Raw genomic sequence first — 22,157 nt, forward strand, 5'->3', positions numbered from 1 at the left:
TTTTCAACGTTGCTGTAAAGGGAGCATTTTATGAGAAAACAGGTAAATATGAGGGCAGTGCAGCAATCATATCGCGAAAGAGAGAAAAAGAAGGCAGCAGAAAATAAGGAAATGCTCGGGGGCAGCCGCGGTTCTTTCCATCTTCTTGCTTTTTGCTTTTTTATATTTCATCAGTATCTCGTGTGGTAGCAAGAATAAAATGGAAAAGCGGTGGACATGTTGATTGAAACGAAGAGGTGTCAGGCGTCCCGGATCCGAATAGCAGACATAGAAGAAGTAAAACAGCTCTATTTAAACCCGGAAGTGCGCAAATATCTGGGAGGAGTTCGTGATGAAGAGTCGCTTGCGCCTATGATTGAAGCTGTAAAGGTCGCTGAAGGCCAGCTGCCTTATTGGGTTGTAAGGGAAAAAATGACTCAGCAGTTCATGGGTACTGTTTCTCTTGATGTGCACCATGAAGGCGTGCATACGGAAATCTCCTATCAGTTCCTGCCAAAATGGTGGGGAGCGGGGTATGCTTCTGAAATTGTCCGTGCCGTAATAACATATGCTTTTGAAGAGATGAATCTTCCGGTTATCCTTGCCGAAACGCAGACAGCCAATCTGGCATCATGCAAAATGCTTGAGAAGATTGGCATGAAGCTGGAACGTAACCTGGTGCGCTTTGGGGCACAGCAGTCGCTGTATGCTTTGGAGTCATGCAGCCAGAAAGAGAATCCGAGGATATTGTATAAATAGAGGAAGACTGCACCTGTTCCAATCATATATTAATGTATCCTTTGAGCGGAGGGGTTCGATGGATAAGAATGATGATAAGACAAAGGTGAGGGAAGATGCCTGGAACCGGACGGTTTACGGGAGTCCGACAATAGGGGGATTCATAGTCTTCGGAAGTATTGCTGCAGTTATTATTTATCAGTGGCTGTTTGGATGAAAACAAAAAGGAACCGGATTAAAACCCGGTTCCTTTTTGTTTTTTCAGGCTGTTGCCGAAACGCTGTTTTCTTCAGTTTCAGCATGGCCGCTTTCACGCTCGAGCGGAGCTTTTTTATGGTATCTTCCGAGAATTGCCGTCATGACGAAGATGGCAATGGCCGAGTAGATAATTTGCAGGGGACCGAATACAAGCAGTGCTGATCCGACAATCATCAGGTCGGTGATAAGCATGGTTCTGCCTGGGTTGAATCCGAATTTCTTCTCGAGAAAAATACAAAGAATGTTCATGCCGCCAAGTGACGATCCGTTTCTGAATAAGAAGATGAGACCGATTCCAATGGAGATTCCTCCAAGTATGGCTGCGATGACAGGATGCGGAAAATGGACAATGAATGTTTGCTGCAGAAATTCTGAGGTGATGGACAAGATGCTGACGCTGATGAACGTCCTTAGGGTAAATGCGATGCCCAGCTGTGTGACGGCAAGTGCATAAAAAGGCAAGTTAATGACAAAAAAAAGAGTTCCGAATGAGTAGGCTGAAAGGTGCTGTGCTACAATTCCCATTCCTGCCGTTCCGCCGATGACAAGCTCTGAGGATGATAGCAGATGAACGCCGAGCGACACGGCAAAACAGCCTGTGATGATGCTGATCCAGCGAATAACAATGTGCATGCTTTCCGTACGACTCCTTCTATAGATGATAAAACTCATTATACATGAAGATTCCAGGAAACCTTTTGTTATTGAAAAATGGAAATGTTATGAAAATTAATGGAGGCTGAATACGCTGAAATTCCTGTCACACAGATTTATTGTGTTTCATTTTTCATCATAATGGGTATTAGTGCTAGGTTCTTAGAACGAGAAAGATCAACGATGAAGTTCAGAAGGGCTGGTGAACAGAAGTGACAGACACGCTATTAGGTTTGAGCAAGCCGATAAAGAAATATTCAAATTTTGATGAAGCTTCTGAAAGCATACTTCAAATGATGAGCAAGTTCATTGAAATTAACACCTTGTTCATTGCGAAAAATGATCGGCAGCGTAATGAAATTGTGAAAGTTTTTAATAAGGATTCAGTACTCCTCGAGGAAGGCTCTGAGCTCCCATTCAGGGAAACATTCTGCAAGCTGAGCGTCGATCGGGGAAGAGAGGTTCTGATTATTCCGGATTTGGCAGGCAGCGGCTTGACGAAGGATCTGGATGTGACGAAAAATTTAGGCGGAGGATGTTTTATCGGCATTCCGATTTACTATGAAAACGGAGAGAATTACGGAACAATATGCGGACTGGATACAAATTCTCTTCCTTTTACAGATAAGCATGTTGAGCTATTTGAAACGATGGCAACCCTCCTTTCTTATGTACTTGAGCTTGACCGGGCGAACAAAGAAATTATTCACTTGTCAGCTCCGATTGTCCCAATCACTAAAGGAGTGGCTATTCTTCCGATCATTGGTGATATCAGCGAATACCGTGCAGAAAAGATCATACATACGGCACTTACCTCGAGTACAGATTTGTCATTAAACTACCTGATCATCGACTTATCGGGGATTCTTCAAATAAATGACGATGTGAGCGTTCATTTGCTTAACCTCGTCAGAATGCTTGAGCTGATCGGGGTGACACCTGCCCTTACAGGAATACGTCCTGATTTGGCGATGAAGGCTGTTCAGCTGAATCTTGATTTGGATAATATCCTGATTGGAGGAGATGTCGAGGGGGTTTTAAGTCATATCGGCTTTTCTCTGAACCGCAAATGAGTGTAACTTTAAAAGCATGAAGCCGCGGCTTCATGCTTTTGCTGGTTTTATATAATCAGGAAAATCGGTCGTAATGCCGTCCAAATCAAGCTGAAGAAACGCATTTGCAGATCTTCTGTCACGGATGGTGTAGGGAATGATTTTCATGTCATGTGCGTGAATGAGGGAAATCAGCTTTTTTGTCACCAGCCGTTTGTTTGGATTTACGTAGTTTGCATATTTTTTGAACTCTTCCAGCTGGGCATTTGAGATTCCCTTTGGTGTGAATTTTACGAGTACGCCAATTGGGACAGTCGGAGCGATATTATGAAACAGCTTCATTGAATTCGTATCAAACGACTGAACAATGATTTTGGGTTCACGGTTTTCAATGAGCCCCCTGCCTGCAAGCGCGTCATAGACTTTCTGCTCAATTCCGGGATAAAGGGCAGGGCTTTTGAGTTCGATCAGCAATCCGCATTTTTGAGGATACCGGTCGAGAACTTCATCAAACGTCGGGATGCGCTCCCCTGCAAAAACGGGATCAAACCAGCTGCCTGCATCTAAGGCCTGAAGTTCGCGGCTGGTCAAGTCACGTACATTGCCTTTGCCGTTTGTTGTCCGCTCGACAGAATCGTCGTGGATCACCATCAGTTTTCCGTCTTTGCTCAGCTGGAGGTCAATTTCGATAAAGTCGGCTTTCATGTCCATTGCCTTGTCAAAGGATGCCAGGGTGTTCTCTGGTGCATATCCCGAAGCTCCCCTGTGGGCAATTGTCAGCATGGATTTTGCTTGCCCGCGGTTTGAAGTCTTTTTTATGAAATAAATAACTGCCAGTATAATGACTGCAGCAGCAATCACAATCGTTTCCATAAATCTGTCCCTCCCGTTCAAGCTTGTCTTTTTATAGTACCCCAGTTCAGGAATGTTTGCCAGCTGGATGGTAAGAGTTCTCATGGAACTGTGATATACTGCAAGTAAAAAAACACAGGGGAGTTCGTATGGAAAAAATTCTGGTCGTGGAAGATGAAGTGAAAATTGCGCGTGTTCTGAAGCTTGAGCTGGAATTTGAAGGGTACAGCGTCCATTCTGTACATGACGGCCTTGAAGCGCTCGAGGAAATCCGTTCTTCTTCATGGGACTGCATCCTTCTTGATGTCATGCTGCCCGGGGTTACTGGTTTGGAAGTGCTGAGACGGCTCAGGGCACAGGATGACCAAACACCGGTTATTCTTTTGACAGCCCGTGATACCCTGCCGGATAAAGTGAGCGGACTTGATCAGGGAGCAAATGATTATATAACTAAGCCTTTTCAGATTGAAGAACTTCTTGCAAGGATCAGAGTATGCCTTCGTTCAGCGAAGCCTGCTCATGTTCAGAAAGAAGCAGAAATTCTAAAGGCGGGAAATCTTATAGTGAACATAAAAACAAGGGACGTAACACGAGGAGATGACTCAATTGAATTAACTCCGCGTGAATTTGATCTTCTTGTGTATTTGCTTTCGCATAAAAATCAGGTTTTAAACAGGGAGCAGATTCTAAACGCAGTGTGGGGGTTTGATTACTGCGGAGACACAAATGTTGTTGATGTGTACATACGGTACTTGAGAAAGAAAATTGACAGCGGCGATAATCAGCCCCTCATCCACACTTCTAGAGGGGTCGGGTATTCTATCAAGGAGCCAGCAGAATGAAAATCAGCCATAAAATCCAGCTGTTTTCAACGGTATGGATGCTGATTATTGTCCTTGGCATTCATGCGGCCATTTATTTTCTTTTTTTAACAGTCACTCTTGATCGCGAGGTTGAACGAACGGAGAAGCAGGCACATGCCGTTGCAGCAGCATTAAAGGAAGAAGACGGCAGAACGATGAATACAACGAATCTTTTAAGGGCTTATTTACCTGCAGATGGAATGATCCGAATCATTGACGAGTCGTCAAGGCAGCTTGCCACTGTTTCTAAAAAAGGAGAGTACCGTTCAGATTTTGATCCGGATTACTCAGCTTCTGAAAGTAGCGGCACTGTCAAATCTGATGGTGTCACCTTCTCAAGGGCTGCCATTCCTCTCATCTGGACGGACGGTGGAGTTGTCCAGCTTGAGGTGACAGAAAACCTTTCGCATGTTGATGAGGATATGGACCGGCTGAAGGTCGTCCTAGCCCTGGCTTCTCTTTTTGTGCTGCTGCCGATCTTTGCAGCGGGCAGCACATTAAGCAGAATCATCCTGAAACCCATTCACACGCTAATACAAACGATGGAAGAAATTCAAAAGAAAGACGTTCAAAAAAATAGAGACAAACAGCGGTTCAAAAAAAGATGAACTTCATCAAATGACCGAAACATTCAATAAAATGATCGGGCTGATTCAGACGAATTTTGAAAAACAGCAGCAGTTTGTGTCTGATGCAAGTCATGAACTGAAGACTCCTCTGACGGTCATTGAAAGCTATGCTAAACTGCTGAAACGATGGGGCACAAAAAAGCCTGAGATTATGGAAGAAGCGGTTGAAGCCATCTATTCTGAAGCAGTAAGAATGAAAGAAATGACAGCCCAGCTCCTCCTGCTTGCAGAAAATGATGCACACATGCAGGCTGAAACGAAAAGAACAGATGCAGCAGCTCTATGCAGGCAAACAGGGAAAAGCCTGGAACAGGTATATCAAAGAAGCGTGGTCTATCACTTTTTCAAGCAGGAAGTGATGGTGTCTGCAGATGAGTTAAAGCTTAAACAGCTGCTCTTTATCTTACTTGATAATGCCTTTAAATACAGCGAAGAAGAAATTGAATGCACAATCGATCAAAAGGGGGACATGATTCATTTTTGCATCAGAGACCGCGGGATCGGCATCCCCCAAAAAGATCTCCCCTTTGTTTTTGAGCGGTTTTTCAGAGTGGATAAAGCACGTGCCAGGGGAACTGGAGGAACGGGCCTTGGCCTGTCGATTGCCCGGAAAATTGTCGCTGCACATGACGGCGAGATTCGGATTGACAGTTCAGAAGGGACGGGGACAGAAGTTCATGTGTATCTCCCTGCTTTCTCATGAAATTTTAATGTTTGCGGGTTATTCTGAACATATAGGCACATAAGGGGGGAGTTCATGCCAAACAAGTGGACGGTGCTGATAACTTTCATTCTTTTAGCATGTGCAGCATCACTGGCTGTTTTGGTTTTTTTCAAGGATGAGCCTCTCACTGAAGCAGAGGCGAGATCACTTGTTAACAGCCAGTACTCTGGAACAATCACTGCACTCGAAGAGACACGGGCAGACGGAGAACATCTTTTCATTGCTGAACTTGAGGAAAAGGGAGCCCTGTACTCGGTGTCCGTCGATGCTGATGCCGGTAAAATTAAAGAACTGAAAAAAATAAAAGACGTTTATGAGAAAAGAAGTCTTCCTGTTACAACGGCAGAAGCGAAGGAAATTGCTGAGGAGCAATATCAAGGAAAGGTAGAATCATTGTCCTACGATGAACCTGAACAGGCTTACAGCATCCGGCTTGTAGCCGGCAAGGATGAAATTTCGCTGAAGATGGATGCGTCAAGCGGGAAGATACTATCTGAAGACCGGAAGACAATAGGGTCAAACAATCCGAAGGTGAAGCTGACAGAAGAACAGGCGATTGAAATTGCAAGGAAAGAAGCAAAGGGTGAGGTTGGTGATCTTGACCTTGAAGAGGAGGACGGCCGGCTTTATTACGAGGTTGAAATTGAAAATGGCGAGAATGAGACAACCGTTCAAGTTGATGCTTTTACAGGAACTGTCCTTTCCGTTTCTGTTGAAGATTAAAAGTGAACCTTTTGCCATCAAAAGGTTCTTTTTTATCGTTTACACCAGAAACTAATCAATTTCTCATCAAATTCTAATCTTTCTCTCTCTTGTTTATCATTTTTCAGAGGTAGGATAAATGTATACAAACCAAGGAGGAATTCAGATGAAAAAAACAGCAGCTATTTTAACCGGAGCATTAATTGTCGGAGGAATCGGGGTAGGTTCACAGTTTATCACGCCTGGAGATAAAGCGCAGGCAGAAAAAACAGCAGAAAAACAAAATTTGAAAATCAGCTATGAAAAAGCAAAAGAAATCGTTCTGAAGGAGAAAAAGGGCAGTATATCAGAAATGGAGCTTGAGCAGGAGGCTGACGGCTGGGTTTATGAAGCCGAAGTGAAGTCAAAAGGAATAGAATACGATTTTACCATTAACGCCGATACCGGCGAAGTGACAAAAATGCATGAGGACGACGACAGCAGCGATGACGGCAGTGTAAATCAGGATGAGGTTAAAGTGACAATGGAAGAGGCCAAAAAGGCTGCTTTAAAAGAAGTGAAAGGCAAGGTCACTGAAGCGGAGCTTGAAAGTGATGACGGCCAGGCTGTCTACAAGTTTAAGATCGTGGCAGAAGACGGCAGAGAAGCTGAAGTTGAAATTTCCGCTGAAAGCGGAGAAACGGTCAAAACGGAATGGGAAGATAAAGACTGATATAAGTATCCCTCAGGGTGCCCTCAGGGCGTTTGAGGGATTTTCTCAAATCTCCACTCTTGTCCTATATCAATCTCTATCATTCTACATATTTTGATAAGGAAAGTGAATAAGAGGTGAAATGGAGGAAGAGACATGTCAGGTGGATACGAAAACGGCTTCGCGCTTGTAGTTGTATTGTTTATTCTTTTAATCATTGTAGGAGCGTCATTCTTCAACTAAGTATAACATGACAAAGAGAAGCTGCTGATGAGTAAGATCAGCAGCTTCTTTTTATGTTTCTTGAAAGGCTGTAGCTTCGGTGCGGGGCGTATAAAGGCAATTGCTGATTTTTGGCGGAATTTGTTAAAAATGGACAAATTCCACATAGCAATCTCCTGTACGCTGAATAGGATATGCTATGAGAAAATAATTTTTCTCATAAGCCTCATGTTTGTAAGACACCTCTTCCTGCTTGCGCATGCTGACACCGGCATGCGCTTTTTTTGAGGCAATTATTCAGCTTGATCTGTATCTTTTTGTCTTGATGAAAGCTGATCGATGCTTTGTCTGATATTCCCTTTGCCGGAGTAGTTTTCGATCAGTTCTTTCATATCAATGCCGGATGATGCCTTCAGTGTTTCCTGCAGGGAGCTCATGAGATTGGTGGCATAGCCTGTGATTTTATTCGCCCCGCTGTTTTCTCCGCCGCCTCCAGTGTCCACGACAGTAATTTTGTCAATGTTGGACAGGGGCGCAGCTACTTGCTTGGCATATTCAGGAAGCATCTTCACAATCATATCGAGTACGGCTGCCTTGCCGTATTGTTCAAAGGCTTCTGCAATTTTTTCCTTAGCTTCAGCTTCTGCAAGTCCTTTGAGACGGATGATTTCAGCTTCTGTTTCCCCTTGAGCACGCTCGGCTTCAGCCTTTGCGAGACCGTCCATGCGGATTCGTTCAGCTTCTGCTCTTGCAAGTGCCTCGATGCGGTATTGATTCGCGTCGGCATCTGCAAGCTGTTTCGCTTTTTCTGCTGCAGCGGCTTGTTCTACTGAATAACGGTCAGCGTCTGCTTTTTTCTTTACTTCAGAATCGTATTGAAGCTCGCGGCGCAGGATTTCTCTTTCTTCAAGCTCGATCTGCTTCTGGCGTTCAATGATTTTGACCTGCATTTCCTGTTCAGTGACCTTCTGCCGTGCTTTTGCCGCTTCAAGGTCATAGGCTTGGTCAGCGTTTGCTTTAGCCGTATCCTGGTCTCTTCTGTACTCTGCCATTTTCAGCTGATTCATTTTTTCAGCTTCTGCAATTTCTGTTGCCCTCTCAAGCTCTGATTTTTTTGCTTCTTTTGCTGCCTCAGCACGTTTAATGCGCGTTTCTTTCTCGGCTTCCGCTGTTGCAATATCTGCGTCCCGCTTCACCTGAGCGATACGGGGCTTTCCAAGTGAATCGAGATATCCGTTTTTGTCGCGGACATCTTTAATGGTAAAGGAGACGATGACAAGACCCATTTTTGCCAGGTCCTGAGAAGCGACCCGCTGTACTTCCTGTGAAAACTTCTCCCTGTTTTTGTAGATTTCCTCTACAGTCATAGAGCCAAGAATGGAGCGCAGGTGCCCTTCGAGGACTTCACGTGCCTCCTGCTCTCTGTCTGTTTTTGATTTCCCGAGAAATTGTTCGGCAGCGGTTGCGATCTCGCCTATAGAACCTCCGATTTTAATAATCGCGGTGCCGTCCGCCATGACCGGAACCCCTTGTTCTGTATACACTTCCGGAGTTGATACATCAAGCTTGCTTGACAGGAGGCTCAGCGGTTCAGCCTGCTGAAAGACAGGCAGCACGAACGTTCCTCCTCCGCGTACAATTTTAATTTTATTGCTGTTTTCATCCATGTGGACATTTTTGCTGCCCAGATAGCTTCCCGTAACAATCAATGCTTCATCAGGTCCTGCAGTACGGTACTTGGCTACAAAAACGGCAAGCAGAGCGATTAGGACAAAAAGAGCAATTCCAGCAATGATAATAATAGTGGTTAACATAAAATACCTCCTAAAGAGTTTCTTCGAATGGCTGATAGGGTGCTACATAGACGATGCTGTTTTTGCTTTCAATCACCAGTATTTTCGTGCCTCCGGCAATTGGTGTATGATCAAAGCTTGAGGCCGTTTTTGAAATGGACCCCACACTGCTTGTAAGCAGCACTTCTCCAAAGCCGTCTGCAGGAATAGATGTAATGACCTGTCCTGTTCGTCCTTTTAAATCCGATTCATGATAAGAAAGAGACTCTTCTGCAGATGACAAAGGGACAAGGACGAAAAAATGAAGAAGAGCAACAAGGACACCGGATGCCATAACGGAAAGAAAAGCAGATAATATGGTAGAGAAGATGCCGGTTACTTCAAAGATGTATCCGCCCGCACAGAAGAATGTGATAAAAGCGAGAACAAGAGTGGGACTGAAAAAAGGGACGGCTTCGCTCATTCCTTCAAAGATGTCTCCGATAAAGACGAAGAGAAGAGTCAGAACACCGGCAATAATGAGTCCTGCAAGGTAAATGCCCTCAATAGTATGAACTGAAATGCTGATCACCCCCTGACCGTTTTAAACTGCGGAAGAAAAGGAATAGGCCTTCAATCAGTAATACGCTCAATTTTACAGAAAGTTTCATTAATTCTAAATAATGGAGCTGTGGTAAGATAAATCAAAAATCAGCAGGTGAAAAACAATGAATGAAAAACTCGCAAAAGAAATCGTATCAAGAACAATGTCCATCATTCCATATAACATAAATGTCATGGACAAAGACGGCACAATCATTGGCTCAGGAGATAAGAAAAGGCTTGGAGACATTCATACGGGTGCAATAAGTGTCATTCAAACCGGGAAAAAAGCCGTTGTATCAGAAGAAGACGGCAAAAAACGGATGAAAAAAGGAGTCAACCTCCCAATCTATTTTCATCACGAATTAATTGGAGTCATTGGCATTACAGGAGATCCGGATGTGGTCGGGCCGCTCGGAGAACTTGTGAAAATGGCGGCAGAACTGACCGTTGAGCAGGCATATTTGTCCGATCAAATACGGTGGAATGAAACGTTGAGGCAGGAAACACTGATTCAGCTGATAAAAGGAGAAATAACGGACAGGAGAGAATTTGCAGAACGGGCGCAAAGGCTGCGGATTAATCTGGACATTGAAAGGCAGGCTATTGTCTTTATTTTAAAAGAGGATATGAACTTAAAGAAACGGAACATGTTCTTAAAACAGCTTGAAGCCGCTGCAGATGAAGATGGCTTGATTGTCATTCCGGGTGCTGGTGAAATTGTGCTTCTTAAAGACAGCCGCTCTAGTCAAAGCCCCGCATTTTTACTGAAAATGGCGGAATTCTCGCAGCAATATTCGCTTAGAGGGGCAGCGGGCTACGTTTATAAGGGATTTAACGGCCCTGCCCTTTCGTATGAAAGTGCAAAGGAGGCCCTTGCTTCAGGAGGAGGGGGAGAAGGTTCATTTATCGACTATAAAGAAATGGCACTGCCTGTATTGATTCGAAGAGGATATGACAGGCAAAAAGATGCTTACTTGCAGGATATTAAGAACACTTTTGAAGAAATGGACAAAAATGGAGAGCTTTTTGACACCCTGCGATTATTTTTCAATCAGAACGGAGATATGAACCATACAGCAGAAGAGCTGTTTATTCATCGAAATACACTAAGATACAGGCTGGATAAAATAGAAGAATCGACCTCTTTGAACCCGCGGAAAATGAAAGATTTACTGACGCTTTATACGGCTGTGCTGGTTGTCTGATTGTGCAAATGCACAAGAAAGAGGCAATTGCAGGCCGTCTTTTTTTGTCTGTACGGACAATGAATTCATAAAAGTAAGCGATTACAATTAAGGGAGTGAAAAGAGAGAAGGAGGAAATCACGATGGAGATTCAAGTAAGCGCTTTCGGGGCGTTATGCGCACTCATTGCAGCCATTTTTCTAATTCTGAAAAAAGTTCCTCCCGCTTATGGAATGATGGCAGGAGCTCTTATTGGGGGGCTTCTGGGCGGAGTAAATCTGACAGGAACCGTTGAGCTGATGATCGCGGGAGCAAAAGATATTACCCCCGCGGTTCTTAGAATCCTCGCAGCGGGAGTCCTGGCAGGAGTACTGATTGAATCAGGATCTGCTTCGGTGATTGCAGATACGATTATAAAAAAAATTGGAGAAAAGCGTTCACTTCTTGCCCTGGTCTTATCGACCATGCTTCTTACTATGGTCGGCGTGTTCGTGGATGTGGCCGTCATAACAGTGGCGCCGATTGCCCTGGCCATTGCATATAAAGCGAAGCTTTCAAAGCCTGCGATACTCCTTGCCATGATCGGTGGAGGAAAAGCTGGAAATATTATGTCGCCAAATCCGAATACGATAGCAGCTTCTGATGCGTTTAATGTTCCTTTAACATCGGTCATGGCGGCAGGCGCCATTCCTGCCATTTTCGGTGTGGCCGTCACGTATGTGCTTGCTAAGAGAATGGTGAGAAAAGGCGAGCAGATCAAGTCGGAAGAAATCATTTCAAAGGATGGGAGCACCCTTCCATCATTTGCGGCAGCTGTCAGCGGTCCGGCTGCAGCAATTCTGCTTCTTTCCCTGCGGCCTGTCTTTGATATAGCAATAGACCCGATTATTGCATTGCCTGCAGGGGGGCTGATCGGTGCAGTTGCTACAAGAAATATGATGCGTTTAACAGAGTTTGCGGCATCCGGTCTGCTGAAGATGTCAGGTGTTGCGATCATGCTGATTGGAACCGGTACACTTGCAGGCATCATCGCAAATTCAGGGCTGAAAGATGTCATTGTTGCTGGACTTAATGCATCCGGTCTGCCTGCCTATATTCTGGCGCCGGCCTCCGGGATTTTAATGTCAGCAGCAACAGCCTCTACAACAGCGGGCACAGCTGTTGCAAGCAGTGTGTTTGCTCCGGCAATCATGGAGATTGGAATTCCTGCACTTGCAGGTGCGGCTATGGTTCATGCAGGTGCAACCGTTCTTGATCACCTTCCGCACGGAAGCTTCTTCCATGCAACAGGAGGCAGTGTATTTATGGGGATGAAGGAGCGAATGAAGCTTATTCCATATGAATCACTTGTCGGGCTGACGCTTGCAGTGATTTCTACCCTGATCTTTGGTGTATTTAAACTGTTTGGATAGGAGATGTTCGAGATGAAAATTGTCATCGCACCTGATTCTTTTAAAGAAAGCATGACGGCCCTTGAAGTATGCGAAGCAGCTGAAAGAGGTCTTAAAAAGACGTTTCCCGGTGCGGAAATTGTAAAAGTGCCTGTTGCAGACGGCGGAGAGGGGACGGTGCAGGCTCTTGTTGATGCCACACGCGGCAGGATGACAAAACTTTCGGTTACAGGTCCGCTCGGTCATCCGGCAGATGCGGAGTACGGCTGGCTGGGTGATGGAAAAACAGCTGTTATCGAAATGGCATCTGCCTCGGGACTGCATTTAGTGCCGCCGGAACGGAGAAACCCTCTAATAACGACAACGGCCGGAACTGGAGAGCTGATCAGGGATGCGGTCGAAAAGGGAGCAGAGCATATCATCATCGGCATCGGCGGCAGTGCAACAAATGACGGCGGAATGGGGATGGCAAGAGCCCTCGGAGCTCTCTTTCTGGATGATCAGAAAAAGGAAATCGGACATGGCGGGGGAGCATTGGCGGAGCTTGCGGAAATTGATGTTTCCGGCTTAATGCCAGAACTTTCAAAAGTGAAAATAGAAGTAGCGTGCGATGTGGACAATCCTTTAACAGGGCCAAATGGTGCATCTGCCATATTCGGCCCGCAAAAGGGGGCAACGGCTGAATCGGCTGCCATTCTTGACCGCAATCTTGCCCATTTCGCATCCCTTTTAAAACAGACAACCGGGGCAGATGTGGCGCAAACAAAGGGAGCCGGTGCTGCCGGAGGGCTGGGAGCGGGACTGATGGCCTTCTTAAACGCTGAACTGAAGAGTGGAGTGGACATTGTATTAAATACAGTGAATCTTAAACAGCACATGTCAGATGCAGACCTTGTCATAACAGGGGAAGGCAGAATTGACGGCCAGACCATCCATGGCAAGACTCCTGCAGGCGTATCAAAGCTTGCGAAGGAACATGGAATTCCAGTCATTGCTCTTGCCGGTTCAATTGGAGAAGGATATGAATCTGTTTATGAAGCGGGGATTGGAGCTGTATTTTCCATTGTGCCGGGCATAGTCACACTCGAAGAAGCACTGAGAAAAGGTCCCCAGTATGTAGAACAAACCATCGCGAATATCGGTTACCTATTAAAAAGGGATATAATGAAGATTAAACGCAATGAGAACAGCAGATGTTGATATGCTGTTCTTTTTTTTGAATTCTTTTCCCAGAACAAGAGATTCAGCAGAAGATTTTCATATTAAGAGATCATTACGATATAATGAAACTATCAAGATGCGTTCACTGTGAAACTTTTTTCGCAGCTGTCCGTATTACTAGTGAAAGAAAAAGGGAGTTGATCTTATGAGAACATCGAATCCTGCATTGAGAGCTTTTGCCAAACGGGAAGGTTCTTATTCCAGCCAGCCCATGACGCTGATGGGTGCTATTAATAAATCGTTTCTGCTGCTGTTTATTTTAATTACGGCCGCAGGAGCTGCCTGGTATTACAGTGCACAGGGGCAGGACGTATCTGCCATCATGATCGGAGGGGCGATCGGCGGATTTGTGATTGCACTGATTGTAAGCTTTGTTCCGAAAACAGCGCCGGTGCTCGCGCCCGTGTATGCGGTCCTTGAAGGAATGTTTGTAGGAGGCATCTCAGCCTATTACGCATCCCTCTACGAAGGAATCGTGATGCAGGCGGTCCTTCTGACAGCAAGCGTGTTTTTGGCCTTGCTGCTTGCCTATCGCTTCAGGCTCATTAAAGTGACACGCAACTTCAGACTGGGTGTCTTTGCCGCAACCTTTGGCATTTTAATCATGTATTTGCTGTCGTTTATTCTTGGGTTTTTCGGTGTAGCCATTCCGTTTTTGCATGATGCAAGCCCGGTTGGAATCCTCATTTCAGTTGCGATTGTGATAGTCGCATCGCTTAACCTTGTTTTGGATTTTGATTTTATTGAAAACGGGTCGAATGCAGGGCTTCCTAAGCACATGGAATGGTATGCAGGCTTTGCTCTTCTTGTGACGCTTGTCTGGCTGTACCTTGAGATCCTGCGCCTGCTTGCAAAGCTGCGACGCAACTAAACAGGAATGCCCGCTCATCTGAGCGGGCATTTTTTATTTGATTTTGATTTTTGTTTTTTCCTTTATAAAGCCTGGATAGTCGATGAACTTCATGGTCAGGGGGCCGCTGCCTGCTTTCCGGCGGTCAAATCGAACAGAGAAGCGTTTTTTGCCGTCTCCAAAGTCCTCATTGGAAGAATGGACATAGACGCTTTTTCCATTAGCATCAGTCACGTCATTAATCAGCATGCTGGACATTTCTCTGTCTTCGGTATAGGTGAACCCAACTTCATTTTCTGATACTTCTATAAGGCTGAAAAAATTGTCTTTTGGCTTTTTAACAACTTTCATTTTGACAGGATCAATGATGACCTCTGCATCATCTTTACTGACTCCCCGTATTCTGCTGAATTCCAGATACAGTTCTTTAGGTGTTTCAAAGTAATTGCTCTCCAGATAAATCACATCTTCTGTGTCGCTGACTTCTGTTCCCACCAATCCATTATGGAAAAGTGACCATGGCTCGCCTTTTTCATCTGTAAGCCTGATATCATCGAAGGCGAATAGCTCCATCGTATTCTCTTTATCGTATTCTACGTAAAGGGCTGCAGAGAGAGGAGTGATTTCAAGTTTTCTGAATGTAATCTTCTGGTTTTCTACTGAAACGGTTTTATTCATCTCAATCTCTCTCATCTTTTCCTTCACTAAATCCTGATCCAGTTTAAAATCGAATTGAAACGTATCTTCTTGAGCCATTGACAGAGGTCTTTGTGTCTTCACAACAATGTTCAGCTTGAAATCCTCATGATTCATTGGATCTGCAAAGTCATAATCAATCGACGAATGTTCGCTCTCATTATGAGAGAGCGTTTCATCGGTATGTCCGAAGCTGATCATCGCATTTTCGTTAAGATTGTTTGTTCCTGATGTTAGTTGGACATTCTTTAATCCAGCTTCGGCTTTTTCTGCCTTGTTTTGAACGGTATAAAAAATACGGAGCTTTCTCTGGTCGACAATAGCTGAGTTCAGGGTGATTTCTATGCCGCTTTTCTCATCGGACAAGCCAATTTCCTGTACAAAATCATTTTCTGCGGCGGACATTAACCCTTTATTGTACCTGATGATTTCAACCACTTGTTCCATGCCCGGGATGCTGCTGACATAGGAAGCAAACGCCGGAGAAACTCTGACTAACGTGATAAAAATAAAAATGAACAGGGAAGCGGCCAATGCGGCCCATCTTAAAGGATAAGGCCTTTTTTTCTTTTTTGCTTTTTGAAATCCGGCCGTGATGGCATCATCAAGCTCATCAAATGGAACGGAAATCATATCTGTTTTCGTCTTCATCTTTTCCAGCAGAGCCTCTTCCTTTTCAAACATGACCTTCACCCCCATTGTCTTCAAAATGTTTTCTAAGCAGGGAAAGCGCTTTTTTCAGTCTTGTTTTTACCGTGCTTTCCGGACAGTTTAACTGATCGGCTATTTCTTTTATTTTCAGATCCTGAAAATATTTCATGACGATGACATCCTGATATTTTTCACTGAGGCTGCATAGCGCCTCCTGAATTTCCACCGAATGCAGGGAATCTGCAGCCGTACCGGATGAGGCTAGCTTTTCGTCAAGCTTCACTTTCTTTTGACGCTTAAGCTGATCATGGCAGTAGTTCATCATGATTCGGATCAGATACGTTGTAAAATAAGACGGCTCCTTCACTTTTTTGAGTGATTTATACGCACGGTACGTCACTTCCTGAACAGCTTCAATCGCATCGTTTTCATTTTTAAAATACAAATAGGCGGTCCGGTAAAGCTGTTCTTTATGCTGTTTCATGACAAGCAGAAAGGCCCGGTCATCGCCCCTGATCGCTGCCTTTGCGAGAGTGGGGTCTGTCAATGGTGATTCCTCCTTGATGGGATCATATATCCTGATAATAAAAAACAAGTTTCAGCTTTATGAGAAAGCATTTGCCTCTTTACTCATTAGACTTCAAACGTCTGAAAAAGTTTTCCGTTTTCATCCTTTTTTTAAGCTTACAAGAAAAAGAATCTCAGAGATAAATATTTTTTTATTTTTTGTTTGATTAAAAGCGCTTTCATGTTAAAATGAGTTTGTCGAAACGTTTCACATTGATTTTCAAGAACAGGAATAAGGGATTTATACATATTTGCCCCATATCTTGTGAAACGTTTCAAATCACGTATAAATACGGCAGCGGCTTAAGCACGCTTCCAGAACGGGTCCTGACAATGGGCCGGAATGAACCCGGAGGTGGACAATGAGTACGATTGTTCGAGTTGGAATTATCGGGTGCGGAGGAATTGCAACCGGCAAGCATATGCCTGCTCTCGCACGCCTGAAGAATGTTCAGATGGTGGCATTCTTTGATCTTGTGGAAGAAAGAGCCATCGAAGCAAAAATGCAGTTTGGTTCAGAGATGGCTGAACACTACACAGATTATGAGGAATTGCTTGCAAATCCGGGTATTGATGTCGTTCATGTCTGCACACCGAATGATTCCCATTCAGATATTTCAATTGCAGCCCTTGAGGCAGGCAAGCATGTTATGTGTGAAAAGCCGATGGCAACTTCAGCTGCCGAAGCGAAAAGAATGCTTGAAACAGCGAGGCGCACAGGCAAAAAGCTTTCTGTTGCTTATCAGAACCGCTACCGCGCAGACAGCCTGCACCTGAAAAATCTCTGCGAAGAAGGGGAGCTTGGCGATATTTATTTTGCGAAGGCCCATGCAGTCAGAAGACGTGCAGTGCCGACATGGGGAGTGTTCCTAGATAAGGAGAAACAGGGAGGCGGACCGCTAATTGACATCGGCACCCATGCCCTGGATCTGACACTTTGGATGATGGATAATTACGAGCCGAAAATGGTTGTCGGAACAGCTTTTCATAAGCTCGGACCTAAGGAACATGCAGCAAATCTCTGGGGACCCTGGGATCCTGAAAAGTTTCAGGTGGAAGATTCGGCTTTTGCCTATATTACGATGCAAAATGGCGCCACCATCTTTCTTGAGTCAAGCTGGGCACTGAATACCGTCAATATCGGAGAAAGTAAATGCACGCTGATGGGAACAGAAGGCGGAGCGGATATGGACAGCGGCCTACGCATTAATGGGGAACGCCGCGGGAAGCTTTATACGACAAATGTCGATCTTGATGAATCCGGGGCTTCTGTTGTGGACGGAAAGCCTGAAAGTGAAGCTGATATTGAAGCAAGACTGTGGATTGAAGCCATTGTCGAAGACAAAGATCCAGTTGTAAAGCCTGAACAGGCCCTGATTGTAACGGAAATTTTGGAAGCGATTTATAAATCGTCCGAAACCGGCGAACCAGTATACTTTGAGAAAAAATAAGAGATTTCTGCAGCAGGAATCGATTTCATCTTTTTAACTACTAGGAGGAAGAGAAACATGAAAACGTTAAAAATCGGTATTATCGGATGCGGAAGCATTTCAAAACACAGACATCTGCCTGAGTGGGCTGGAAACAAATTTGCTGAGATCGTTGCTGTCTGCGACATTAACGAAGACCGTGCAAACCTTACTGCACAGCAGTACAATGCAAAAGCATTTACAGATTACAGAGAGCTTCTTGCCCTTGAAGAGATTGACGCTGTAAGCGTTTGTACTCCAAATGCCCTTCATGCGCCAATGTCAATTGATGCGCTGAATGCAGGCAAGCATGTTCTTTGCGAAAAGCCGATGGCCACTTCAAAAGAAGAAGCAGAAGCAATGATTCAAGCCGCTGAAAAAAACAACCGCAAGCTTATGATCGGACACAACCAGCGTTTTGTGCCTTCTCATGAGAAAGCAAGAGAGCTGATCAAAAACGGAGATATCGGAAAAGTGTTTTCTTTCCGCACGGCATTTGGCCACGGCGGTCCGGAAGGCTGGAGTGCTGATGGACGCGACAGCTGGTTCTTCAAAAAAGAGGATGCATTTATCGGCGCTATGGGAGACCTTGGTGTTCATAAAGCTGATTTAATGCGCTACATTCTTGGCGAAGAAGTAACAGAAGTAGCTGCTTTTGTAGATACAGTTGCTAAAGAGGGAGCGGACGTTGATGATAACGCTGTCTGCGTGGTTAAAACAGAAAGCGGCATCATGGGAACGCTTGCAGCAAGCTGGTCATACAGCAAGGAAGATAATGCGACGGTAATCTACGGTGAAAAAGGAGTGCTTCGTTTAGAAGATCACCCTCAATTCTCTTTAATCGCACAATATACGACTGGCGAAGTAGTAAACTATGAGCTTGGCAAAATTCAGTCAAATGATGAAGGCGGACAATCCTCATCTAAAGTGATCGATAAATTTGTCGACAGCATCATCGGCAATACAGAGCCTGCCGTTTCAGGGGAAGAAGGCTACAAATCTCTGAAGATCGTACTTGGCGCATTAGAGTCAAACGAAACAAAAACAATCGTAAAACTTTAATCATAAGGGGGATTATCTCATGACGAAAAAAGGGCTTCAGCTCTATACAATCAGAACGCTGCTCGAAAAGGATTTTTTCGGCACATTAAAAGAAGTTGCCGGATACGGGTATGAAGGGGTACAGTTTGCAGGCTATTACGACACGCCGGCAGACCGTCTGAAAGAGGCATTGAACGAGTATGGACTGAAGGCAGCGGGGAGTCATGTGCCTTATGAACAAGTGACAGGGGACGGGCTCAGCCAAGTCATTTCCTACAATAAAGAAATCGGCAACGATTTAATTATTGTTCCTTATTTAACAGAAGAGCAGCGCACGGACCTTGATGCATATAAACGCGTTGCGCAGGAGTTGAACAAAGCAGGGGAAGTGATTAAGCAGCAGGGACTTCAGCTTGCGTACCATAACCACGATTTTGAATTTCAATCATTTGGAGATCAGACGCCATTTGACGTCCTGCTTCAGGAAACAGACCGCAATCTGGTCAAGTTTGAGCTTGACTGCTACTGGGTTACTTATGCCGGCTATGATCCGCTTTCACTGATTAAAGAACAGCGGGACCGTGTTGCGAGTCTCCATATTAAAGATATGAAAGAAACAAACGGTGTTAAGCACAGCACAGTCATAGGCGAAGGAACCCTTGATATGAAAGGGCTGCTGACTCTTGGAAAAGACCTGGAACTGCCATGGTTCATTGCTGAGCAGGAGCACTTTGAAGGCGAGTTAATGGAAGCTGTTGCGCTTAATTCGAAAAAAATGGACGAACTATTAAAAGCATAGAAAGGAAGATCACGATGAAACTAGGAGTATTCACGGTTTTATTTTCAGATAAAAACCTCGATGAAATGCTGGATTATGTGAAAGAATCAGGTGTGGAAGCTGTTGAGATTGGAACAGGCTGCTATCCTGGAAATGCACATTGTTCTTTAGAGGAGCTTCTTGGCAACAAGGAAAAGCAAAATGAGTATTTGGAGAAAGTTACTTCACGCGGACTGACAATCAGCGCATTCAGCTGCCACGGCAATCCGATTTCACCTGACTCGGCTTTTGCTGCTGAGTCTCATGAAACACTTGTTAAAACGATCAAGCTTGCAAACGAAATGAACGTTCCGGTTGTCAACTGCTTCTCCGGTACTGCAGGTGACCACGAAAATGCTAAATATCCAAACTGGCCGGTTGCCCCTTGGCCAAACGAATATGGCGACATTCTGAAGTGGCAATGGGAGCAAAAGCTGATTCCTTACTGGAAAGAAGTCGGCGAGTTTGCTCAAAGCCTGAACGTGAAAATCGGATTAGAACTTCACGGAGGGTTCCTGGTTCACACTCCATACACGCTGCTGAAATTGCGTGAGGAAACATGTGAAGCTATTGGTGCCAACCTTGATCCAAGTCACTTGTGGTGGCAGGGAATTGATCCTGTTGGAGCGATTAAAATCCTTGGAAAAGAGGGAGCGATTCATCATTTCCACGCTAAAGATACGTATCTTGACCAGGACAACATCAATATGTATGGGCTGACAGACATGCAGCCATACGGAGAAATTCAGTCAAGAGCATGGAATTTCCGTTCAGTCGGCTGCGGACACAGCATGCAGGAGTGGTCAGATATGATCAGTGCCCTTAGAACATACGGCTATGACTATGTTGTAAGCATTGAACATGAAGATCCGATCATGTCGATTGAAGAAGGCTTCCAGCGTGCAGTATCAAACTTAAAGAGCGTACTGATTAAAGAACAGCCTGCAAATATGTGGTGGGCATAAGAATTTCTATATGGGATACACCGTACAGGCGGGTTTGACACCTGCTTGTACGGGTTATTTCCAAAAAAACCTTTCCTCTCTTTATTCACCCCAAGCACCCCGCGCAAAACTCTGTTCAAGTAATTCAGAAGAAGCCATGAAAGTAAGGTGGAGAAGAATGGCCACAATCAAAGATGTTGCAAAATTGGCCGGTGTTGCTGTTTCCACAGCATCCTATGCATTAAACAATAATTCAAGAGTCAATTCAGAAACGGCAAAACGCGTTCTGGAAGCTGCCAAAACCCTGAATTATCAGAAAAACGGGATAGCCAGGGATTTAAAGCGCAGCAAAACAGAAACAATCGGCATCATTGTCCAGGACCTGTCAGGACCTTTTTATTCAGAATTGATGAGAGGCGCACAGGATACCCTTCTCACTCACAAATACGGGCTGATTGCCTGCAGCGCCATCGGCGGAAATGTATCCACTGCGACAAAATTTTTAAGAGAACGAAGAGTAGACGGGGTCATCATTCTTGCTGAAAGCCTTCCGGATGAGCTGATTCTGCAGTCCGTCAGAGAAGATTTTCCGATTATCGTTCTTGACCGCAAGCTCGACAGTGACAGCATCATTCATGTCCTCGTCGATAATTTTTCAGGCGGATATCAGGCAACGCAGCATCTCATCGATCTTGGCCATAAAGAGCTTGCCTATATTGGGGGACCGTCGCATAACCGCGACAATCAGCTCCGTTTTGAAGGCTATAAGCAGGCTCTGAAAGACTCGGGAATTCATCTCCATCCAAGCTGGATTCTTCAGGGCCAGTATACACGCGAAGGAGGGTACTCTGCGGGCAAAATTCTCATGATGCAGGGGAACGCCCCGTCTGCTGTTTTCTGCGCAAATGACGAAATGGCGGTAGGTGCGATTAAAGCCTTTAAGGAAGCGGGTTTAAAAATACCGCATGAACTCTCTATCATTGGATTTGACGACATAGAAATCTCGCAGTATATCTCTCCGCCGCTGTCAACCGTTAAGCAGTCTAACTACGAAATTGGGTCTCTCGCGGCCCACTTGATTTACCAGGCTCTGAATGAAGGGATAGAAGGCAGGGATTATCTGCTGCCGACCGAACTTGTTCTGAGAAGCTCAACAGCCAGGAAGCAGCTTTAACAGCATAGCCGGGAGGAGAAATGATGCTCTTTTTATGATATAATTGAAGGCATCTTAAAAAGGAATGGAGTGAGATCGTTGAAAAAAGGCCCATTTTTCGTGAAAATTTGGTCAAATGGTCAAGTGCTGATTCCTTCCTATATACGAAAAAAACTAAACATACAGTCAGGTGAGCGTGTCATTGTACGAACAGACGGCAGAACGATACAGCTGATGAAAAATGACAGCAGCACATTTGAAAACGAAACCATTATAAGCAGCAAAGGAACCGTGACCATACCAAGCGAAATAAGAAATCTCTGTGATATTGATGTTGGCGAGAAGCTGAAAATAGACTGGAACGAAGCGATGCAGAAAATAACGTTCAGCCTGCCGGATCACATGTCTACATTATCAAGCTGACGCAGAAG

Annotated in this window: 23 protein-coding genes and 1 pseudogene; 18 read left to right on the forward strand and 6 right to left on the reverse strand. The window is 44.8% G+C overall.

From position 1 onward, the window contains the following. Nucleotides 1-216 precede the first annotated feature (216 nt). Together JOJ89_RS07150 and JOJ89_RS07155 are read left to right on the forward strand one after the other, a co-directional pair. A complete protein-coding gene (locus tag JOJ89_RS07150) occupies nucleotides 217-738 on the forward strand; it encodes a GNAT family N-acetyltransferase (RefSeq protein ID WP_242524677.1) in 522 nt (173 codons plus the stop codon). A gap of 58 nt (nucleotides 739-796) precedes the next feature. Next, the gene (locus JOJ89_RS07155; protein WP_161781192.1) at nucleotides 797-934 is read left to right on the forward strand and encodes a hypothetical protein; all 138 of its coding nucleotides are present in this window, start codon (nucleotides 797-799) and stop codon (nucleotides 932-934) included. Nucleotides 935-978: 44 nt separating this feature from the next. Here the strand turns inward: JOJ89_RS07155 and JOJ89_RS07160 are convergent, their stop codons facing one another. Continuing rightward, on the reverse strand, nucleotides 979-1,608 hold the full coding sequence (locus JOJ89_RS07160; RefSeq protein WP_029281890.1) for a YitT family protein: 630 nt from the start codon (nucleotides 1,606-1,608) through the stop codon (nucleotides 979-981). 233 nt (nucleotides 1,609-1,841) lie between these two features. Here JOJ89_RS07160 and JOJ89_RS07165 point away from each other — a divergent pair, with 233 nt between their 5' ends. After that, nucleotides 1,842-2,702: an STAS domain-containing protein gene (locus tag JOJ89_RS07165; RefSeq protein ID WP_081870114.1), complete on the forward strand. Its 861-nt coding sequence runs from the start codon at nucleotides 1,842-1,844 to the stop codon at nucleotides 2,700-2,702. A 30-nt stretch (nucleotides 2,703-2,732) separates the two neighbouring features. On the opposite strand, the gene JOJ89_RS07170 is transcribed toward JOJ89_RS07165, so the two are convergent. Next, nucleotides 2,733-3,554 (reverse strand): glycerophosphodiester phosphodiesterase, encoded by an 822-nt coding sequence (locus tag JOJ89_RS07170; RefSeq protein ID WP_203290015.1) that lies wholly within the window; start codon nucleotides 3,552-3,554, stop codon nucleotides 2,733-2,735. Between the two features lie 128 nt (nucleotides 3,555-3,682). On the opposite strand from JOJ89_RS07170, the gene JOJ89_RS07175 reads away from it, so the two are divergent. From JOJ89_RS07175 to JOJ89_RS07195, 5 genes and pseudogenes are all read left to right on the forward strand, one after another. Continuing rightward, a complete protein-coding gene (locus JOJ89_RS07175) occupies nucleotides 3,683-4,375 on the forward strand; it encodes a response regulator transcription factor (RefSeq protein ID WP_203290016.1) in 693 nt (230 codons plus the stop codon). Beyond that, nucleotides 4,372-5,728: pseudogene (locus tag JOJ89_RS07180) on the forward strand (sensor histidine kinase). Before JOJ89_RS07175 ends, JOJ89_RS07180 begins: the two are co-directional and overlap by 4 nt. Nucleotides 5,729-5,782: 54 nt before the next feature. Then, nucleotides 5,783-6,472, forward strand: a complete 690-nt coding sequence (locus tag JOJ89_RS07185) for a PepSY domain-containing protein (protein ID WP_203290017.1) — start codon at nucleotides 5,783-5,785, stop codon at nucleotides 6,470-6,472. A gap of 145 nt (nucleotides 6,473-6,617) precedes the next feature. Then, nucleotides 6,618-7,163: a PepSY domain-containing protein gene (locus JOJ89_RS07190; protein ID WP_203290018.1), complete on the forward strand. Its 546-nt coding sequence runs from the start codon at nucleotides 6,618-6,620 to the stop codon at nucleotides 7,161-7,163. Nucleotides 7,164-7,298: 135 nt separating this feature from the next. After that, nucleotides 7,299-7,385, forward strand: coding sequence for a YjcZ family sporulation protein (locus JOJ89_RS07195; protein ID WP_035206476.1), 87 nt, complete (start codon nucleotides 7,299-7,301; stop codon nucleotides 7,383-7,385). Nucleotides 7,386-7,657: 272 nt separating this feature from the next. Here the strand turns inward: JOJ89_RS07195 and JOJ89_RS07200 are convergent, their stop codons facing one another. Next, entirely contained in the window at nucleotides 7,658-9,178 is a 1,521-nt protein-coding gene (locus tag JOJ89_RS07200) for a flotillin lipid rafts scaffold protein FloT (protein ID WP_029281876.1), read from the reverse strand. 10 nt (nucleotides 9,179-9,188) lie between these two features. Continuing rightward, nucleotides 9,189-9,725, reverse strand: coding sequence for an NfeD family protein (locus tag JOJ89_RS07205; protein ID WP_029565406.1), 537 nt, complete (start codon nucleotides 9,723-9,725; stop codon nucleotides 9,189-9,191). A gap of 139 nt (nucleotides 9,726-9,864) precedes the next feature. Here JOJ89_RS07205 and JOJ89_RS07210 point away from each other — a divergent pair, with 139 nt between their 5' ends. The 4 genes from JOJ89_RS07210 (at nucleotide 9,865) to JOJ89_RS07225 (ending at nucleotide 14,409) form a co-directional block, all read left to right on the forward strand. Beyond that, on the forward strand, nucleotides 9,865-10,947 hold the full coding sequence (locus JOJ89_RS07210) for a CdaR family transcriptional regulator (RefSeq protein WP_203290019.1): 1,083 nt from the start codon (nucleotides 9,865-9,867) through the stop codon (nucleotides 10,945-10,947). Nucleotides 10,948-11,069: 122 nt separating this feature from the next. Continuing rightward, nucleotides 11,070-12,338 carry a GntP family permease gene (locus tag JOJ89_RS07215; RefSeq protein WP_203290020.1) on the forward strand — a complete coding sequence of 423 codons (1,269 nt, stop codon included), beginning with the start codon at nucleotides 11,070-11,072 and terminating at the stop codon, nucleotides 12,336-12,338. Nucleotides 12,339-12,350: 12 nt separating this feature from the next. Next, the gene (locus JOJ89_RS07220; RefSeq protein WP_203290021.1) at nucleotides 12,351-13,517 is read left to right on the forward strand and encodes a glycerate kinase; all 1,167 of its coding nucleotides are present in this window, start codon (nucleotides 12,351-12,353) and stop codon (nucleotides 13,515-13,517) included. A 166-nt stretch (nucleotides 13,518-13,683) separates the two neighbouring features. After that, a complete protein-coding gene (locus JOJ89_RS07225; protein WP_029565409.1) occupies nucleotides 13,684-14,409 on the forward strand; it encodes a Bax inhibitor-1/YccA family protein in 726 nt (241 codons plus the stop codon). A gap of 33 nt (nucleotides 14,410-14,442) precedes the next feature. On the opposite strand, the gene JOJ89_RS07230 is transcribed toward JOJ89_RS07225, so the two are convergent. Together JOJ89_RS07230 and JOJ89_RS07235 are read right to left on the reverse strand one after the other, a co-directional pair. Next, nucleotides 14,443-15,768, reverse strand: a complete 1,326-nt coding sequence (locus tag JOJ89_RS07230) for a DUF4179 domain-containing protein (protein WP_203290022.1) — start codon at nucleotides 15,766-15,768, stop codon at nucleotides 14,443-14,445. After that, entirely contained in the window at nucleotides 15,761-16,282 is a 522-nt protein-coding gene (locus tag JOJ89_RS07235; protein ID WP_029281862.1) for an RNA polymerase sigma factor, read from the reverse strand. Before JOJ89_RS07235 ends, JOJ89_RS07230 begins: the two co-directional genes overlap by 8 nt. A gap of 382 nt (nucleotides 16,283-16,664) precedes the next feature. Here JOJ89_RS07235 and JOJ89_RS07240 point away from each other — a divergent pair, with 382 nt between their 5' ends. The 6 genes from JOJ89_RS07240 to JOJ89_RS07265 all read left to right on the forward strand — a co-directional run bounded on the left by JOJ89_RS07240 (nucleotide 16,665) and on the right by JOJ89_RS07265 (nucleotide 22,149). Further along, nucleotides 16,665-17,753 carry a Gfo/Idh/MocA family protein gene (locus JOJ89_RS07240; RefSeq protein ID WP_029281858.1) on the forward strand — a complete coding sequence of 363 codons (1,089 nt, stop codon included), beginning with the start codon at nucleotides 16,665-16,667 and terminating at the stop codon, nucleotides 17,751-17,753. Between the two features lie 57 nt (nucleotides 17,754-17,810). Next, nucleotides 17,811-18,833, forward strand: coding sequence for a Gfo/Idh/MocA family protein (locus JOJ89_RS07245; protein WP_029281856.1), 1,023 nt, complete (start codon nucleotides 17,811-17,813; stop codon nucleotides 18,831-18,833). A gap of 19 nt (nucleotides 18,834-18,852) precedes the next feature. Beyond that, nucleotides 18,853-19,611: a sugar phosphate isomerase/epimerase family protein gene (locus JOJ89_RS07250; RefSeq protein ID WP_029281854.1), complete on the forward strand. Its 759-nt coding sequence runs from the start codon at nucleotides 18,853-18,855 to the stop codon at nucleotides 19,609-19,611. Between the two features lie 14 nt (nucleotides 19,612-19,625). Next, the gene (locus JOJ89_RS07255) at nucleotides 19,626-20,594 is read left to right on the forward strand and encodes a sugar phosphate isomerase/epimerase family protein (protein WP_203290023.1); all 969 of its coding nucleotides are present in this window, start codon (nucleotides 19,626-19,628) and stop codon (nucleotides 20,592-20,594) included. A 157-nt stretch (nucleotides 20,595-20,751) separates the two neighbouring features. After that, nucleotides 20,752-21,747, forward strand: a complete 996-nt coding sequence (locus JOJ89_RS07260) for a LacI family DNA-binding transcriptional regulator (protein WP_203290024.1) — start codon at nucleotides 20,752-20,754, stop codon at nucleotides 21,745-21,747. A 78-nt stretch (nucleotides 21,748-21,825) separates the two neighbouring features. Further along, the gene (locus JOJ89_RS07265; RefSeq protein ID WP_203290025.1) at nucleotides 21,826-22,149 is read left to right on the forward strand and encodes an AbrB/MazE/SpoVT family DNA-binding domain-containing protein; all 324 of its coding nucleotides are present in this window, start codon (nucleotides 21,826-21,828) and stop codon (nucleotides 22,147-22,149) included. The last annotated feature ends 8 nt before the right edge of the window (nucleotides 22,150-22,157 follow it).

Source organism: Metabacillus sp. cB07, from assembly GCF_016839225.1.
Lineage (GTDB): Bacteria > Bacillota > Bacilli > Bacillales > Bacillaceae > Bacillus_P > Bacillus_P indicus.

What these genes read in the sequence shown, in the direction of transcription:
- JOJ89_RS07190 (WP_203290018.1), top strand. Translation starts at nt 6,618, where the DNA reads ATGAAAAAAACAGCAGCTATTTTAACCGGAGCATTAATTGTCGGAGGA.
- JOJ89_RS07215 (WP_203290020.1), top strand. Translation starts at nt 11,070, where the DNA reads ATGGAGATTCAAGTAAGCGCTTTCGGGGCGTTATGCGCACTCATTGCA.
- JOJ89_RS07210 (WP_203290019.1), top strand. Translation starts at nt 9,865, where the DNA reads ATGAATGAAAAACTCGCAAAAGAAATCGTATCAAGAACAATGTCCATC.
- JOJ89_RS07195 (WP_035206476.1), top strand. Translation starts at nt 7,299, where the DNA reads ATGTCAGGTGGATACGAAAACGGCTTCGCGCTTGTAGTTGTATTGTTT.
- JOJ89_RS07245 (WP_029281856.1), top strand. Translation starts at nt 17,811, where the DNA reads ATGAAAACGTTAAAAATCGGTATTATCGGATGCGGAAGCATTTCAAAA.
- JOJ89_RS07155 (WP_161781192.1), top strand. Translation starts at nt 797, where the DNA reads ATGGATAAGAATGATGATAAGACAAAGGTGAGGGAAGATGCCTGGAAC.
- JOJ89_RS07170 (WP_203290015.1), bottom strand. Translation starts at nt 3,554, where the DNA reads ATGGAAACGATTGTGATTGCTGCTGCAGTCATTATACTGGCAGTTATT.
- JOJ89_RS07200 (WP_029281876.1), bottom strand. Translation starts at nt 9,178, where the DNA reads ATGTTAACCACTATTATTATCATTGCTGGAATTGCTCTTTTTGTCCTA.
- JOJ89_RS07260 (WP_203290024.1), top strand. Translation starts at nt 20,752, where the DNA reads ATGGCCACAATCAAAGATGTTGCAAAATTGGCCGGTGTTGCTGTTTCC.
- JOJ89_RS07225 (WP_029565409.1), top strand. Translation starts at nt 13,684, where the DNA reads ATGAGAACATCGAATCCTGCATTGAGAGCTTTTGCCAAACGGGAAGGT.
- JOJ89_RS07230 (WP_203290022.1), bottom strand. Translation starts at nt 15,768, where the DNA reads ATGTTTGAAAAGGAAGAGGCTCTGCTGGAAAAGATGAAGACGAAAACA.
- JOJ89_RS07150 (WP_242524677.1), top strand. Translation starts at nt 217, where the DNA reads ATGTTGATTGAAACGAAGAGGTGTCAGGCGTCCCGGATCCGAATAGCA.
- JOJ89_RS07220 (WP_203290021.1), top strand. Translation starts at nt 12,351, where the DNA reads ATGAAAATTGTCATCGCACCTGATTCTTTTAAAGAAAGCATGACGGCC.
- JOJ89_RS07240 (WP_029281858.1), top strand. Translation starts at nt 16,665, where the DNA reads ATGAGTACGATTGTTCGAGTTGGAATTATCGGGTGCGGAGGAATTGCA.
- JOJ89_RS07250 (WP_029281854.1), top strand. Translation starts at nt 18,853, where the DNA reads ATGACGAAAAAAGGGCTTCAGCTCTATACAATCAGAACGCTGCTCGAA.
- JOJ89_RS07185 (WP_203290017.1), top strand. Translation starts at nt 5,783, where the DNA reads ATGCCAAACAAGTGGACGGTGCTGATAACTTTCATTCTTTTAGCATGT.
- JOJ89_RS07175 (WP_203290016.1), top strand. Translation starts at nt 3,683, where the DNA reads ATGGAAAAAATTCTGGTCGTGGAAGATGAAGTGAAAATTGCGCGTGTT.
- JOJ89_RS07160 (WP_029281890.1), bottom strand. Translation starts at nt 1,608, where the DNA reads ATGCACATTGTTATTCGCTGGATCAGCATCATCACAGGCTGTTTTGCC.
- JOJ89_RS07255 (WP_203290023.1), top strand. Translation starts at nt 19,626, where the DNA reads ATGAAACTAGGAGTATTCACGGTTTTATTTTCAGATAAAAACCTCGAT.